The organism is uncultured Microbacterium sp. (assembly GCF_964244775.1).
In the GTDB taxonomy this organism is placed as follows: Bacteria; Actinomycetota; Actinomycetes; order Actinomycetales; family Microbacteriaceae; genus Microbacterium.
Genome location: NZ_CAXTJR010000001.1, coordinates 1069145 through 1084966, shown reverse-complemented (window position 1 = coordinate 1084966; position 15822 = coordinate 1069145). Strand labels below are relative to the sequence as shown.

At 69.5% G+C, this 15822-nt stretch carries 16 protein-coding genes; all 16 read left to right on the top strand.

Features of this window, described 5'->3' with window-relative positions:
• Positions 1 to 437 precede the first annotated feature (437 nt).
• The 16 genes from ACFE6Z_RS05260 to der all read left to right on the top strand — a co-directional run bounded on the left by ACFE6Z_RS05260 (position 438) and on the right by der (position 15762).
• On the top strand, positions 438 to 1130 hold the full coding sequence (locus tag ACFE6Z_RS05260) for a hypothetical protein (RefSeq protein ID WP_375384610.1): 693 nt from the start codon (positions 438 to 440) through the stop codon (positions 1128 to 1130).
• Positions 1130 to 2170 carry an HAD-IIA family hydrolase gene (locus ACFE6Z_RS05255; RefSeq protein ID WP_375384609.1) on the top strand — a complete coding sequence of 347 codons (1041 nt, stop codon included), beginning with the start codon at positions 1130 to 1132 and terminating at the stop codon, positions 2168 to 2170. The genes ACFE6Z_RS05260 and ACFE6Z_RS05255 overlap by 1 nt, the downstream gene beginning before the upstream one ends.
• Positions 2171 to 2205: 35 nt before the next feature.
• The gene (locus ACFE6Z_RS05250; protein WP_375384608.1) at positions 2206 to 2379 is read left to right on the top strand and encodes a hypothetical protein; all 174 of its coding nucleotides are present in this window, start codon (positions 2206 to 2208) and stop codon (positions 2377 to 2379) included.
• A complete protein-coding gene (locus ACFE6Z_RS05245) occupies positions 2376 to 3176 on the top strand; it encodes a TlyA family RNA methyltransferase (RefSeq protein WP_375384607.1) in 801 nt (266 codons plus the stop codon). The genes ACFE6Z_RS05250 and ACFE6Z_RS05245 overlap by 4 nt, the downstream gene beginning before the upstream one ends.
• Positions 3173 to 4114: an NAD kinase gene (locus ACFE6Z_RS05240; protein ID WP_375384606.1), complete on the top strand. Its 942-nt coding sequence runs from the start codon at positions 3173 to 3175 to the stop codon at positions 4112 to 4114. Before ACFE6Z_RS05245 ends, ACFE6Z_RS05240 begins: the two co-directional genes overlap by 4 nt.
• Before the next feature lie 13 nt (positions 4115 to 4127).
• The gene (recN, locus tag ACFE6Z_RS05235; RefSeq protein WP_375384605.1) at positions 4128 to 5825 is read left to right on the top strand and encodes a DNA repair protein RecN; all 1698 of its coding nucleotides are present in this window, start codon (positions 4128 to 4130) and stop codon (positions 5823 to 5825) included.
• A gap of 27 nt (positions 5826 to 5852) precedes the next feature.
• A complete protein-coding gene (locus tag ACFE6Z_RS05230; RefSeq protein WP_375384604.1) occupies positions 5853 to 7544 on the top strand; it encodes a CTP synthase in 1692 nt (563 codons plus the stop codon).
• Between the two features lie 6 nt (positions 7545 to 7550).
• Positions 7551 to 8171, top strand: coding sequence for an NUDIX domain-containing protein (locus tag ACFE6Z_RS05225; RefSeq protein WP_375384603.1), 621 nt, complete (start codon positions 7551 to 7553; stop codon positions 8169 to 8171).
• Position 8172: 1 nt separating this feature from the next.
• Complete coding sequence (xerD, locus tag ACFE6Z_RS05220; protein WP_375384602.1) at positions 8173 to 9111, top strand: site-specific tyrosine recombinase XerD; 939 nt, start codon at positions 8173 to 8175, stop codon at positions 9109 to 9111.
• 184 nt (positions 9112 to 9295) lie between these two features.
• Positions 9296 to 10129, top strand: a complete 834-nt coding sequence (locus tag ACFE6Z_RS05215; RefSeq protein WP_375384601.1) for a ParA family protein — start codon at positions 9296 to 9298, stop codon at positions 10127 to 10129.
• Positions 10130 to 10193: 64 nt separating this feature from the next.
• A complete protein-coding gene (locus tag ACFE6Z_RS05210; RefSeq protein ID WP_375384663.1) occupies positions 10194 to 10961 on the top strand; it encodes a segregation and condensation protein A in 768 nt (255 codons plus the stop codon).
• Positions 10951 to 11604, top strand: a complete 654-nt coding sequence (gene scpB / locus ACFE6Z_RS05205; protein ID WP_375384600.1) for an SMC-Scp complex subunit ScpB — start codon at positions 10951 to 10953, stop codon at positions 11602 to 11604. Before ACFE6Z_RS05210 ends, scpB begins: the two co-directional genes overlap by 11 nt.
• Entirely contained in the window at positions 11601 to 12407 is an 807-nt protein-coding gene (locus ACFE6Z_RS05200; protein WP_375384599.1) for a pseudouridine synthase, read from the top strand. The genes scpB and ACFE6Z_RS05200 overlap by 4 nt, the downstream gene beginning before the upstream one ends.
• A gap of 53 nt (positions 12408 to 12460) precedes the next feature.
• The gene (locus ACFE6Z_RS05195; protein ID WP_375384662.1) at positions 12461 to 13564 is read left to right on the top strand and encodes a prephenate dehydrogenase; all 1104 of its coding nucleotides are present in this window, start codon (positions 12461 to 12463) and stop codon (positions 13562 to 13564) included.
• Entirely contained in the window at positions 13557 to 14249 is a 693-nt protein-coding gene (gene cmk / locus ACFE6Z_RS05190; protein ID WP_375384598.1) for a (d)CMP kinase, read from the top strand. Before ACFE6Z_RS05195 ends, cmk begins: the two co-directional genes overlap by 8 nt.
• Positions 14239 to 15762, top strand: a complete 1524-nt coding sequence (gene der, locus ACFE6Z_RS05185; protein WP_375384597.1) for a ribosome biogenesis GTPase Der — start codon at positions 14239 to 14241, stop codon at positions 15760 to 15762. The genes cmk and der overlap by 11 nt, the downstream gene beginning before the upstream one ends.
• Positions 15763 to 15822 lie beyond the last annotated feature (60 nt).

Below are 15822 nucleotides of genomic sequence, written 5' to 3'. Positions count from 1 at the left end.
CGTATCCGCCGCGGGATGGGGAGCGGAAGTCGTATCCGCCGCGGGATGGGGAGCGGAAGTCGTATCCGCCGCGGGATGGGGAGCGTAAGCCTTACGCCGGCCGGGATGGGGAGCGTAAGTCGTATCCGCCTCGGGATGGGGAGCGTAAGTCGTATCCGCCGCGTGACGGCGAGCGTAAGCCTTACGCCGGCCGGGATGGGGAGCGTAAGTCTTATCCGCCGCGGGATGGGGAGCGTAAGTCTTATCCGCCTCGCGACGGCGACCGCACGCACGCTCCGCGAGCGGGCCGTGACCGGCCTGAGCGCGAGGGCGAAGACCTGCGTCCGGTACGCGCACGTCACGACGACCCGCTCATTCCCGACGATGTGCTGCCCCAGGATCTCAACGGCGGTGCACGCAATGAGCTGAAGACTCTGACGAAAGAAAACGCCGAATGGGTGGCGCGTCATCTGGCGATGGCGTCGCGACTCATCGACGAAGACGCGGAACTCGCCCACGCCCACGCGATCTCCGCGTCGCGGCGCGCCGGCCGCATTGCGATCGTCCGCGAGACGCTCGCCATCACCGCGTACACCACCGGCGACTACGCGCTCGCGCTGCGCGAGCTGCGCACCTACCGTCGCATCTCTGGCAAAGACGATCAGCTTCCCCTCATGGTCGACAGCGAGCGTGGGGTCGGCCGTCCTGATCGCGGTCTCGAGCTCGGTCGCTCGGTCGATCGGTCGACGCTGCCCGCCCAGGTGCGGGTCGAGCTCGCGATCGCGATGTCCGGCGCCCGCCTCGATCTCGGAGAGCCCGAGCGAGCCCTCCAAGAACTCGACATTCCGGAACTGAATCCCGATGTCGCATTCGAGTGGAGCCCCGCGCTGTTCGCCGCGCGCGGCACGGTGCTCGAAGAGCTCGGCCGCGAAGACGAAGCACGTGAGTGGCGCCGCCGCGCAGTCGTCGCCGCTGAGGCACTGGATGCTGCCGACGACGACGCGGATCGTGAAGTCGTGATCGTGGAAGAGGTCTTCGAGGAGATCGCGATCGAGGACGTGCTCGAAGATGCACTCGACGAGGACGAACTCGAGGACGAGGCAGTCGCGGAAGCGGATACCGAAGGCACCGACGACGGAGACCGCGCCTGATGGCGCTGCGCGACCGCTTCACCCGTGGCGGTGCCACGCCCCTCGAGGGCGTGGATGTGGTGCTGGCCGATCTCGACGGAGTGGTCTACGCTGGCGCCGGCGCGCTACCGCACGCGATCGAGAGCCTCAACGCCGCTGGGCGCGACCGCCGCATCGGCTACATCACGAACAACGCGTCGCGGACGGATGCCTCGGTCGCCGCCCACCTCAATGAGCTTGGTCTCCACACGACGGCGCGCGACATCGTCACCAGTCCTCAGGCCGCGATGCGCCTGCTGATCGATCGGGTCGCGCCCGGGGCCACGATCCTCGTGGTCGGCGGTGAAGGACTCGTCGTCGAGGTGGAGAAGGCAGGATTCACCGTCACGCGCAGTGCCGACGATTCCCCCGCCGCCGTCGTGCAGGGTTTCGCCCCCGAAGTCGGGTGGGCACAGCTCGCCGAAGCCGCGTACGCGCTGAAGACTCCGGAGGAAGACGGTGGCATCCCCTGGATCGCCACCAACACCGACTGGACGATCCCGCAGTCGCGGGGCATCGCGCCGGGCAACGGCACGCTCGTCTCCGCTGTGCACACCGCGGTCGGCCGCCTCGCGACCGTTGCAGGCAAGCCTGAGACGCCGATCTTCGCCGAAGCCGTCGCTCGGTTCGAGGCCCAGCATCCACTCTTCATCGGCGACCGGCTCGACACCGACATTCTCGGAGCCGAGCGGGCCGGGATCGCCTCGGCACTCGTCCTGACCGGTATCGATCGGCCCAAGCACGTCTTAGCGGCACCGCCCGGCTCGCGTCCCACCTTCATCCTCGGCGACCTGCGCGAACTCGACCAGCCGTATCCGAAGGTCAAGGTCTCGGGCGACGTGACCACGGTCGGCGGCGCTGCCGTCCGGATCGACGGCGCCGATGTGCGGATCGTCAGCGAAGGCGACCGGCCGATCGATCTCGTCCGGGCCGGTGCCGCGGCGATCTGGGCGAGTGGTCGCGCGATCTTCGGGTTCCGTGTGCCCGAGCGCCTGTACGACGACCCGTTCCATCGCCCCTGACCCGCGATTCGCGCGGCGCCGCGTATCCTGGCGGTATGTCCGACGGAGCGAGTGCCGAAGCCGAGCCGGTGGCGGATCTCACCGCGGCCCCAGAACTGCTCAGCCGGTTGCGCGTCATCGAGGGCCAGCCGCTCTCCGCTCGCGCCGATGCGTACGCCGCGCTGCACGAGCAGCTCGCTGCGCGACTCGAGTCCGGTCCGCACGCGTGACTCAGCGCCTCGATGCGGCCCTGGCCGCACGTGGGCTCGCGCGATCCCGCACACACGCCGCGGCGATCATCGCGCAGGGCCTGGTCACCGTCGACGGCAGAGGAGTGGTCAAGCCCTCGACCCCGGTCGCCGATGATGCGGCGCTGGTGGTCGCGGGCGCCGACCACTACGTCAGCCGCGCGGCGCACAAGCTCCTCGCCGCGCTCGACGCGTTCGGCATCGATGTCGCCGGGCGCTCGGCGCTCGACCTCGGCGCCTCGACGGGAGGATTCACTCAGGTGCTCCGCGAGCGCGGCGCCGCGCCGGTGATCGCCCTGGATGTCGGCCACGGCCAGCTCGTGGCATCCATCGCAGGCGATCCCGGCGTGATCGCGATCGAGGGCTTCAACGCCCGCGACCTCTCGCCCGAGACGCTGCGTGACGCGTCGGGGGTCGACGCCCTTCCGTCGATCGTGACGGCCGACCTCTCCTTCATCTCGTTGGCCCACGTGCTCGCCCCGATCCGCAGCGTCCTTGCACCCGGCGCCGACGCCGTGCTGCTCATCAAGCCCCAGTTCGAGGTCGGGCGCACTGCGGTGAAGGGCGGATTGGTGACGGATGCTGCGGCCCGCGCCGATGCCGTCTCGGGGGTGCTCTGGTCGGCGTGGGACGCGGGTCTGCAGACTGCCGGCATCATCTCCTCCCCACTGCTGGGCACGCACGGCAACGCCGAGTTCGTGGCGCACTTGGCCGTTCATCGCGGAAGCAATCCGACAGAATGGTTGAGCACCGTGAGCCGACTGGCGGGAGAACGATGAGCGACGAGCGCAGCATCCTGGTCGTCGTGCACGCTCGACGTGACGATACGGTGGACGCCGCCGAGCGGGTGATGTCGGCGCTCGTCGCCGCCGGAGCGCGTCCGGTGCTCAGCCCGGACGACCGCGACGATCTCTCGGCGGCGATGACGCTGCCGCCGGGCACGGGAACGCTCGGGGTCGACGTCGATATCGCCGACATCGAGCTTGCGATCGTCTTGGGCGGTGACGGCACGATCCTGCGCGCGGCCGAACTCGTACGCGACGGCACGGCGCCCGTCCTCGGGATCAACCTCGGGCACGTCGGATTCCTCGCGGAGATCGAACGCGACGACATGGACGACGCGGTGCGCCGAGTGATCGACCGTGACTACCGCGTCGAGGAGCGTCTTGCGCTCAGTGTCCGGGTGAAGGATTCCGCCGATTCCGTCATCTACGAGACGTGGGCGCTGAATGAGGCGACCGTCGAGAAGGCGAGCCGCGAGCGCATGCTCGAGGTGGTGATCGAGGTCGACGGACGACCCTTGTCGACCTTCGGGTGCGACGGGGTCGTCGTCGCAACGCCGACCGGATCGACGGCGTACAACTTCTCCGCCGGTGGCCCCGTCATCTGGCCCACGGTCGAAGCCATCGCCGTGGTGCCGCTGTCGGCGCACGCGCTGTTCGCCAAGCCCCTCGTGGTCGGCCCTGAAGCGGCCGTCGCGATCGAGGTGCTCGAGCGCACGAACGGCACGGGGATCCTGTGGTGCGACGGGCGGCGCTCCCACGACCTGCCGCCCGGTGCCCGCGTGGTGGTGCGCCGCTCCGAGCACCCCGTGCGGCTCGCCCGGTTGCACCCCTCCGCCTTCACCGACCGGCTCGTTCGCAAGTTCCGGCTTCCCGTCGAGGGCTGGCGCGGACCGACGGCGATCACAGGAGCGAGCTCTTCGGAGACCCTGTGAGTGAAGAGATGCTGTGATTGAAGAGATGCGCCTGCGCGACCTCGGCGTCATCGCCGAGGCGACCCTTCCGATGGGTCGGGGGTTCACGGCGATCACGGGCGAGACCGGCGCGGGCAAGACGATGGTCGTCACGGGCCTCGGGCTACTGCTCGGTCAGCGCGCGGATTCCGGAGCGGTCCGGGCAGGCGCCGCTCAGGCCGCGGTGGACGGAGTGTGGATCGTCGACGAGACCGGCCCGGTTGCAGATCGCGTGCGCGAGGCCGGGGGAGAGCTCGAACCGCTCGGCGACGGGCGCGCCGAACTGTTCGTGGGGCGCACGATCTCGAGCGAGGGGCGCAGCAGAGCCACGGTCGGTGGCCGCAGTGCTCCCGCCGGGGTGCTCGCCGACCTCGCCGACGAGCTCGTGGTGGTCCACGGCCAGTCCGACCAGCTGCGCCTGCGTTCCGCCGCGGCGCAGCGCGACGCGCTCGACCGGTTCGGCGGTACGCCGGTCACCTCCGCCCTCGCCGAGTACCGGGCGATGTTCGACCGCTGGCGCGCCGCCCAGAGCGCACTCGATATGCTCTCCGCTGAGCGCGAGACACGTGCGCGCGAAGCGGAAGGCCTGCGCGAGGCGCTCGCCGCGATCGAACAGGTCGATCCGCAGCCCGGCGAAGACATCGAGCTCGCCCACCGTGCCGAGAGACTCGCCAATGCCGAGGATCTGCGGCTGGCCGCAGCATCCGCTCACGATGCTCTCTCGGGCGACGGCGATACACCGGATGTCGGAATCCTCCTCGCCGAGGCGCGCAGGGCGCTGGAGCGCGCGTCCGCACGGGATGCCACGCTCGAGGCCCTCGCCGCGCAGACCGCCGATCTCGGGTACCGCGCGGCTGACCTCGCCGCGTCGCTGTCGGGTTACCTCGCGGATCTCGATGAGGCGGGGCCGCACGAACTCGAAGTGGTCGAAGAGAGGCGGGCCGCCCTCGGTGGCCTGACCCGTACCCACGGCAGTCTGGAGGCCGTGCTCGCGCTTGTGGAGACCGGATCTGCTCGACTGGTCGAGCTCGACGACGACGACGATCGTATCGAGCGCCTCGGTCGCGAACGCGATGACGCGGCGTCTGCACTGGACGATGTGGCGGGCGCACTGACGGCGGCGCGCACCGATGCCGCGGCGAGACTCGGCACGGCGGTCACTGACGAGCTGCGCGCCCTCGCGATGCCCGACGCGCGCCTCACCGTGGTCGTCTCGCCGGCCGCTGCGACCGCGGCCGGACGCGACGATGTCGCGATCCTGCTCGCCCCGCACCCCAGCGCCGACCCGCGTCCCGTCTCACGGGGTGCTTCGGGGGGCGAGCTCAGCCGGGTCATGCTCGCGATCGAGGTCGTGATCGCCGCGACCGACCCGGTCCCGACGTTCGTCTTCGACGAAGTGGATGCCGGCATCGGCGGTGCCGCCGCCATCGAGGTGGGGCGGCGCCTGGCCCGGCTCGCCGAGTCGTCGCAGGTCATCGCGGTCACCCACCTCGCCCAGGTCGCCGCGTTCGCGGGCAACCATCTGACCGTTGTCAAAGCCAGTGACGGGTCGGTCACCGCATCCAGCGTCCGGCGCCTGGAGGGCGCGGAGCGCGAGTCGGAGATGGCGCGTCTGCTCTCCGGACTCGCCGACTCGGATGCCGCCCTCACCCACGCACGCGAGCTGCTCGCGGTAGCGCGCGAGCAAGTGTGAGGGTGGATCCTGATAGGCTCAAAGCCCGTGGCGGAAACTACTGACGCGGGACATACGGACGGCACGACTCGGCACATTTTCGTGACGGGTGGTGTCGTTTCCTCGTTGGGCAAGGGACTCACGGCCGCCAGCCTCGGAAACCTGCTGACTGCCCGCGGCCTGCACGTGGTCATGCAGAAGCTCGACCCGTATCTGAACGTCGATCCGGGAACGATGAATCCGTTCCAGCACGGCGAGGTGTTCGTCACCGATGACGGCGCCGAGACCGACCTCGACATCGGCCACTACGAGCGCTTCCTCGACATCGAGCTCTCTCAGGCCGCCAACGTCACGACGGGTCAGATCTACTCCCAGGTGATCGCTCGCGAGCGCCGCGGCGAGTACCTCGGCGACACGGTGCAGGTGATTCCGCACATCACCGACGAGATCAAGCGCCGCATGCGCCTGCAAGCCACCGAAGACCCACGTCCCGACGTGATCATCACCGAGATCGGCGGCACCGTCGGCGACATCGAGTCGCAGCCGTTCATCGAATCCGCGCGGCAGATCCGTCACGAGCTCGGCAGGCAGAACGTGTTCTTCGTGCACGTTTCGCTCGTCCCGTTCATGGGTGCATCCGGCGAGCAGAAGACCAAGCCCACGCAGCACTCCGTCGCGACATTGCGCTCGATCGGCATCCAGCCCGACGCGCTCGTGCTGCGCAGCGACCGGCCCGTCACCGAGGCGAACAAGCGCAAGATCGCGCTCATGTGCGACGTCGATGAGGCCGCCGTCGTCAACGCGGTCGACGTGCCGAGCATCTACGACATCCCGACCATGCTGCACGAGCAGGGCTTGGACGACTACATCGTCCGCACGCTGGGGCTCAGCAAGGCGCTCGAGGTCGACTGGTCGCGCTGGGAAAAGGTGCTGCAGGCAGTCCACAACCCCAAGCACGAGGTGACCGTCGGGCTGGTCGGCAAGTACATCGATCTGCCGGATGCCTATCTCTCGGTCACCGAGGCGATCAAGGCCGGCGGGTTCGCGCACGAGACCCAGGTGGCGATCAAATGGATCCCCTCGGACGCGTGCGAAACGCCGGAGGGCGCGGCGAAGGCCCTCGGCGAGCTCGATGGGATCGTGATTCCCGGTGGCTTCGGCATCCGCGGAATCGAAGGAAAGCTCGGGGCTCTGCAGTTCGCCCGCGAGCAGGGGATCCCGACCCTCGGCCTGTGCCTGGGCCTGCAGTGCATGGTCATCGAATACGCCCGGCACGGCGCAGGAATCGCGGACGCCTCGTCGAGCGAGTTCGACCCCGACACCGCCGACCCGGTCATCGCGACGATGGAGGAGCAGGTCGAGATCATCGCCGGCGGCGACATGGGCGGCACGATGCGCCTCGGACTGTATCCGGCCGATCTCGCGGAAGGCTCGCTCGCCGCAGAGCTGTACGGTGCCGCGCGGGTCGAGGAGCGCCACCGTCACCGGTACGAGGTCAACAACGCCTACCGCGACCAGCTCGCCGAGGCCGGTCTCGTCTTCTCAGGCCTGTCGCCCGACCGCAACCTCGTCGAATACGTCGAGCTTCCGCGCGACGTGCACCCGTACTACATCGCGACACAGGCCCACCCTGAGCTGCGCTCGCGGCCGACCGAGCCGCATCCGCTGTTCCGCGGGCTCGTCGGCGCGGCCCTCGAGCGGCATCGGGCGAGCGAGCTGTTCGACGACGCCGATGAGTGAGGGCGCATGAGTGAGGCGGATCCGGCCGGATCGCTCCACGATGAGGCGATCGATCTTCCCGTCCTCGCCAGCGAGCGGGTGTACGAGGGTCGCATCTGGGACGTGCGCTCCGACACCGTCCAGTACCGCGACGGCGAGATCGTGCGCCAGTACGTCGAGCATCCGGGCGCGGCCGCGATCGTCGCCCTCGACGAGCACGAGCGCGTCCTGCTGATCCAGCAGTACCGGCACCCGATCCGGCGCCGGGATTGGGAGATCCCTGCAGGGCTCCTCGATGTCGACGGCGAATCGCCGCTGCAGTCCGCGCAGCGCGAGCTCGCCGAAGAGGCCGACCTGACAGCATCCGATTGGGAGCCGCTGGTGAGCATCTTCACGACCCCCGGCGGCAACGACGAGGTCGTGCACCTGTTCCTGGCGCGCGGCCTCGCCTCAAACGGCGACGCCCACGCCCGTGCGGAGGAAGAGGCCGACATCCGGATCGAGTGGGTGTCGCTGGCGGATGCCGTGACCGCCGTGCTCGAAGGGCGGATGCGCAACGGCATCCTGGCGACAGGGGTCCTGGCCACGGCGGAACGGCTGCGCCGCGCCGATGGGGACCGACTGCGCCGCTCGGCCGCCGAGGGCTGACGTGCGGCTCGATCGAGCGGTCGACGAGTATCTTCGGCACATCTCGATCGAGCGCGGGCTGTCCGACCATACGGTCGCCGCGTACCGCCGCGACCTCGCAGGGTACCTGACCTGGCTTCATGGCCGCGGCATCGACGATTCCCGCGAGATCACGTCCGCACTCGTCGCCGAGTTCGCGGCTGAGAAGGCGTCCGCGCAGCCGCCGCCCGCAGCATCCAGTCTCGCGCGTTTTCAGTCCTCCGTGCGGGGGCTGCACCGCCACCTCATCCGGGAGGGGATCGCGGCGGACGATCCGAGTGGCCGGCTGCGGCCGCCCAAGGCTGCGCGGCGGCTTCCGAAGGCGCTCACGATCGACCAGGTGGAGCAGCTCCTGGATGCCTCGGGCCCGGCGCCCTCGACGGAGGCGAGCGAGGGCGGCGCGTCGGCCGATATCGTCGCGATCCGCGACCGCGCGCTGATCGAGCTGCTCTACGCGACCGGCGCCCGGGTGTCGGAAATCGTCCAGCTCGACGTCGACGACGTCTCGCACGGCGATGTACTGCGGGTGCGCGGCAAGGGCTCCAAAGAGCGGATCATCCCCGTGGGCTCATACGCCCGCAGCGCGCTCGAGGCCTACCTCACCCGCGCGCGACCGGAACTGTCGCGCAGGGGCAGAGCGAGCCCGCGGCTGTTCCTGGGCGCGCGCGGCGCGCCACTGTCGCGACAGAGCGCGTGGCTCGTGATCCGGGGCGCCGCTGAGCGCGCGGGGCTCACCGCGCACATCTCGCCCCACACGCTGCGCCATTCCTTCGCCACCCACCTGCTGCAGGGCGGCGCGGACGTGCGGGTCGTTCAAGAGCTCCTCGGTCACGCGTCGGTCGCGACCACGCAGATCTACACGCACGTGTCAGTCGACGCCCTCCGCGACGTCTATGCGACCTCGCACCCGCGCGCCCGCTGAGCTGAGCCACTCCGCCGGCTCGCACGGACACAGGCTCACTGCTCGGCGAGCATCACGGGGCGGGGCCCCGCTCGCCGCTACAATCGGGAAACGGCATGGCCCAAAACATGCCGTGACGGAGTCAGGAGAGTCTGTGGCGGGCAGTAAACGAGGCGCGACGGCGGTCTCTGCGGACGGTACCCCGATGGGGCCGACCGGGCGTCCGTACCACGGCTTCCCGACGCCGCCGACGCTCGACAGCCACGGCCCGGCGCGCATCATCTCGCTGTGCAACCAGAAGGGCGGCGTCGGCAAGACCACGACGACGATCAATCTCGCCGCGGCACTCGCGGTGTACGGGCGTCGCGTGCTCGCCGTCGACTTCGACCCTCAGGGTGCCCTCTCGGCGGGTCTCGGCATCCAGACGCACGACATGCCCACGATCTACGATCTGCTGCTGGACACCAAGCGCGATCCGCATGACGTGATCGTCGAGACCTCGACACCGGGGCTCGACATCCTTCCCGCCAACATCGACCTGTCGGCGGCAGAGGTTCATCTGGTCAACGAAGTGGCCCGCGAGACGATCCTCGCGCGGGTGCTCCGCAAGGTCGCGCCCGAGTACGACGTGATCCTGATCGATTGCCAGCCGTCGCTGGGCCTCCTGACGGTGAACGCGCTGACCGCCAGCCACGGCGTCGTGATCCCGCTGGAGTGCGAGTTCTTCGCGCTGCGCGGCGTCGCCCTGCTGATCGAGACGATCGACAAGGTGCGCGACCGCCTGAACCCGACGATCGAACTCGACGGTGTCCTGGCCACGATGTACGACCCGCGTACGCTGCACTCGCGCGAGGTGCTCGAGCGAGTCGTCGAGGCGTTCGGCGACGATGTCCTGGAGACCGTCATCGGCCGCACCGTCAAGTTCCCCGACGCCTCGGTCTCGGGCATGCCGATCACGGAGTTCGCTCCCGAGCATCCAGCCGCGCAGGCCTATCTGCGGCTGGCGCGGGAGCTGGTCGCTCGTGGTGCTGTCGCCTGAGGGGTGGGTCGCTGAGCCCGACGACGCCCGCGAGCAGGCCGCGGTCGCCGAACCCGGCTTCCGCGTGTCGCTCGGCATCTTCGACGGGCCTTTCGACCTGCTGCTGACGCTCATCTCGAAGCACGAGCTCGACATCACCGAGATATCGCTCAGCAAGGTCACCGACGAGTTCATCGCCTACCTCCGGCAGCTGGACGTGGATGCCGAGCTCGAAGAGGCATCCGAATTCCTCGTCGTGGCGGCCACTCTGCTCGACATGAAGGTCGCCGGTCTCCTCCCGCAGGGCGAGTTCGTGGATGCTGAGTCCGTCGCCCTCCTGGAGGCCCGTGATCTGCTGTTCGCGCGGCTGCTGCAGTACCGCGCGTTCAAGCAGGTATCGACGTGGTTCGCGACGCGCCTGCAGGCCGAAGACCGCCGCCACGTCCGCGCGGTGCGGCTCGACGAGAAGTATCGGCGCGCCACGCCTGAACTGGTCTGGACGCTCACCGCAGACGACTTCGCAGCCCTGGCGATCCTCGCGATGACCCCGCGCGAGATCCCGCACGTGGGCCTTGACCACCTGCATGCCCCGCTCGTGAGCATCCGTGAGCAGGCCGCGATCGTCGTCACGCTGCTGCGCGCCGCGGGCTCGCTGAGTTTCCGTGAGCTCGTGGCAGGTGTCGAGCAGCCCGGGATCTTCGTGGCGCGGTTCCTCTCGGTGCTCGAGCTCTACCGGCACGCCGCACTCTCGTTCGAGCAGCTCGAGCCGCTCGGAGAACTGACCCTCCGCTGGACCGCAGATCGATGGTCCGAAGAGAACCTCGCCACCCTGGGAGCCGACTATGACCGATGACACATCGACGCGCACGCACGATTCGGCGACGGACGCCGACGAGGCTTCCGCGACGGCCGCTGAGGGGATCAGGCGACCTCATGACGCAGCATCCGTTGCCAGGCGACTCGAGGCGATCCTGCTCGTGGTCGAAGAACCGCAGAGTCTGGTGAGTCTCGCGACCGCCGTCGGAGCACCGGTGCCCGCTGTCCGCCAGGCGATTGAAGGTCTCGTGGAGGACTACGACGGGCTCGCCGGCGGCCCGCGACGCGGGTTCGAACTGCGCGAGGTGGGCGGGGGGTGGCGGCTGTACGTGCGTGCGGAGCACGATGACCTCGTGACCGAGTTCGTCAACACACAGGCGCCGTCACGGCTGTCGCAGGCCGCGCTCGAGACGCTCGCGGTGATCGCGTACAAGCAGCCGGTCAGTCGGAGTCAGGTCGCGTCGATCCGCGCGGTCAACGTCGACTCGGTCGTGCGCACCCTCCTCGGGCGCGGGCTGATCACCGAGGTGTTCACCGACGCCGAGACGGGTGCGATCAACTACGGCACCACTGACGCTCTGCTGACCAACCTCGGGATCAATTCGCTGGACGAGCTGCCCCACATCTCACCGCTGCTGGACGACGGCGCGGACGGCTTCGACGATCTGGTGATGCGATGAGCGGTGGTGCGATGAGCGATCACGAACTGGGCTCCGAGGGCGTCCGCCTGAACAAGGCGCTCGCCAACGCCGGCGTCGCGTCGCGGCGCGTCGCCGAGCAGCTCATCGTCGAGGGCCGCGTGCGGGTGAACGGCGTGGTCGTGGACGAGCTCGGCACGCGTGTCGACCCCGAGACCGACCTGGTCGACGTCGACGGCACGGCCATCCAGTTCGACTCCACGATGCGGTACGTCGTGCTGAACAAGCCCACCGGGGTCGTCAGCTCGATGAAAGACGACCGCGGCCGGCCCGACCTGCGGCAGTTCACCGAAGAGTGGGACGAGCGCCTCTACAACGTCGGACGGTTGGATGCCGACACCAGCGGCCTTCTCATCCTCACGAATGACGGGGCACTGGCCCACATCCTCGCGCACCCCGCGTTCGGCGTGACCAAGGTCTACATCGCCAAGGTCGACGGCCGCGTAACCGCGCAGACCATCGCCGCGCTGACCCGCGGGGTGGACCTCGAAGACGGACCGATCGCCGCAGACAAGGCCAGGCTCCTGTCGAGCTCGGACCGGGGCACCGGATCCCTTGTCGAGCTCACCCTGCACTCGGGACGCAACCGCATCGTGCGCCGCATGATGGCCGCGGTCGGGCATCCCGTCGTCGAACTCGTCCGCCGGCAATTCGGTCCCCTCCACCTGGGAAGCCTCCCAGTCGGTCGCGCCCGCGAGTTGACTAAAGTGGAGCGAGGCGCGCTGCTCACCCTCGCGCGCCGGGCGGCTGATGACTCGCCGCCGCCTGACGAGGAGACCCAGTGACCGACACGACCGGCGTTTCCGCGCGCGCCGACCAGCCGGCATCCCGTCAGGTCATCGGCGCGCCCCTGGTGCCTCGCACCTCGGGTACCGTGCGGATCGTCGGAGCGGGGCTGCTCGGCTCGAGCATCGGCCACGCCCTCACCGCGCTGGGCGTCGACGTCGTGCTCGACGACAGCTCGCCCGCGCAGCTGCGTCTCGCGATCGATTACGGCGCCGGACGCGCGGTGCTCGCCGACGACCGGCCGTCGCTGATCGTCGTCGCCGTTCCCCCGGACGTCACCGCCGACGTCATCGCGCGCGAGCTCGCCGCCTACCCCGACGCGGTCGTGACGGACGTCGCCAGCGTGAAGCTCGAGCCGCTCCGCGAACTGCGCGCCCGTGGCACCGACCTCACGCACTACATCGGCTCGCACCCGCTCGCCGGGCGCGAGCGCGGCGGTGCCATCTCCGCACGCGCCGACATCTTCATCGGGCGCCCCTGGGTGGTCTGCCGCGACGAGGAGACCTCCGCCGCCGACCTCGCACTCGTCGAAGGCCTGGCGCTCGACCTGGGCGCCACCCCCGTCGAAATGGCGCCGGAAGAGCACGACCGCTCGGTCGCCCTCGTCTCGCACGTCCCCCAGTTGGTGGCGAGCCTGCTCGCCGGCCGCTTCGTGGACGCGCCGCAGAGCTCGTTGCGCCTGGCAGGGCAGGGCGTGCGCGACACGACGCGCATCGCCGCATCCGCCCCCGAGCTGTGGGTTCAGATCCTCGGAGCCAACGCCGGCCCGGTGGTCGATGTGCTCGACGCGGTCGCCACCGATCTGGCCGCCGTGGCGGACGCGCTGCGCTCGCCGGACGCCCCGGGCGCGCGCCGGTCGGTGGCAGACACGATCCGCCGCGGAAACGAGGGCGTGGAACTCCTGCCGGGCAAGCACGGGCAGAACCGGCGCTTCGATTCCGTCGTCGTCATGGTCGATGACACCCCCGGTCAGCTGGGCCGGCTCTTCGGCGAGCTCGGCGAGCTCGACGTCAACGTCGAAGACCTCCGGCTCGAGCATTCGCCCGGCGCGCAGTTCGGTCTCGCCGAGATCAGCGTCGTTCCAGGAGCCGTGCGCCGCGCCGTCGAGGGCCTCGAATCGCGCGGCTGGAAGATCGCGAGCACGACGAATGACTGACCCTTCAACCGCCGTGATCGTCGCGATCGACGGCCCGGCGGGCAGCGGCAAATCGAGCGTCGCCAAGCAGGCAGCGCAGCGGCTCGGCTTCGACTACCTCGACACCGGCGCGGCATATCGTGCGCTCGCCTGGCATGCGCTCGACCAGGGCGCCGACACATCAGATCCGGCCGCGGTGGTGGGTGCGTCTTCCGACTTCGACTATGCGATCTCGCTCGACGCCGAGCAGCACTGGGTGCGAGTGGGCGAGATCGACGTGACCGATGCGATCAGAGAGCCGCGGGTGACGGATGCTGTCAGCGGCGTCGCCCGCGTACCCGAGGTGCGCTCGAGCCTGACGACGCTCTTCCGCGAACTCGCGGCCGCATCCGAGAGGCCCGGCGTGATCATCGAGGGCCGCGACATCACGACGGTCGTGGCACCGGACGCGCCCGTGCGCATCCTCCTCACCGCCTCACCCGAGGTGCGCGCGGCGCGCCGCAGCGCCGAGGTCACCACACAGGATGCCGAGACGGTGGCCGCCGCGCTGCACCGACGCGACGCATCCGACTCGACCGTCGTCGACTTCATGACCGCCGCCCCCGGCGTGGTGGTGGTCGATTCGACGACATTGGATTTCGAACAGACCGTGGACGCCATCCTCGAGGTGGTCCGCACGGAGACAGGAGCGCGCAATGAGCGCTGAAGACGAATACGAGGGCGGTCCCGACCGACTCGTGGAGAAGATGGCCGAGCTGGACGAGGGCCTCGCCGAGGCGCGCGCAGCGACGCTGCGCGCGAGCCTCGCGGACTACGAGCTCGATGAGGCGGATGCCGCACTGCTCGAGCTGAACGCGCTCGGCCTCGACGGCATCGAGTACCTCCCGGCGTTGCCGGTCGTCGCGATCGTCGGTCGCCCCAACGTGGGCAAGTCTGCGCTGGTGAACCGCATCCTCGGCCGCCGCGAAGCCGTGGTCGAAGACACGCCCGGCGTGACGCGTGACCGCGTGACGTACAAGGCCGAGTGGATGGACCGGCGGTTCTCGATCGTGGACACCGGCGGATGGGAGCCCGACGCCCGCGGGATCGATCTGTCGGTCGCCGCGCAGGCCGAGATCGCGATCGACCTGTGCGACGTGGTGATGTTCGTGGTGGATGCCATGGTCGGGGCCACCTCCACCGACGAGGCCGTGGTCAAGTTGCTTCGCCGCAGCGGCAAGCCGGTCTTCCTCGTCGCCAACAAGATCGACGACGCCCGCCACGAGCCGGAGGCCGCGGCGCTCTGGAACCTCGGTCTCGGCGAGCCCTACCCCGTCTCGGCTATCCACGGCCGCGGCGTCGCCGACCTCCTCGACGAGGTCATGAAGGTGCTGCCGACCGTCTCGGCCGTCGCCTCGTATGAGATCGGCGGCCCGCGTCGGGTCGCCATCCTCGGCCGCCCGAACGTGGGCAAGTCGTCGCTCCTCAATAAGGCCGCTGGTCAAGAGCGCGTCGTCGTCAACGAGCTCGCCGGCACCACCCGCGATCCGGTCGATGAGATCGTGGAGCTGGGCGGCAAGCTGTGGAAGCTCGTCGACACCGCAGGCATCCGTCGCCGCGTCCACCTGCAGCAGGGCGCAGACTTCTACGCATCGCTGCGCACCTCCGCCGCGCTGGAGAAAGCCGAGGTCGCCGTCGTCGTGCTCGACGTCTCGCAGTCGATCAGCGAGCAGGATGTGCGGATCATCGACATGGTGCTCGAGTCGGGCCGTGCACTCGTGCTCGCGTTCAACAAGTGGGATCGCCTGCTGGATGACGACATGGAGAATCAGGATCGGCGCCGCTACCTCGAGCGCGAGATCGAACAGGATCTGGCGCACGTGGCCTGGGCGCCGCGCGTGAACATCTCGGCCAAGACCGGCCGTCACCTCGAGAAGCTGGTTCCGGCCCTGGAGACCGCTCTGGCGTCGTGGGATCAGCGCATCGCGACCGGAAAGTTCAACGCATTCCTCTCGGAGCTCGTGGCCGAGCATCCTCACCCGCTCCGTGGCGGCAAGCAGCCCCGCATCCTGTTCGGGACGCAGGCCTCGACGCGCCCGCCGACTTTCGTGCTGTTCACGACCGGATTCCTCGATCCCGGTTACCGGCGGTTCATCCAGCGCCGCCTGCGCGAGATCTACGGGTTCGAGGGCACGCCGATCGTCGTCAACATGCGCGTCCGGGAGCGCCGTACGCGCTGATCGAGTCGGCGCGCGCTCGGCGGGCGCGAGACACCACATTCGCGACGAGATACCCATCGA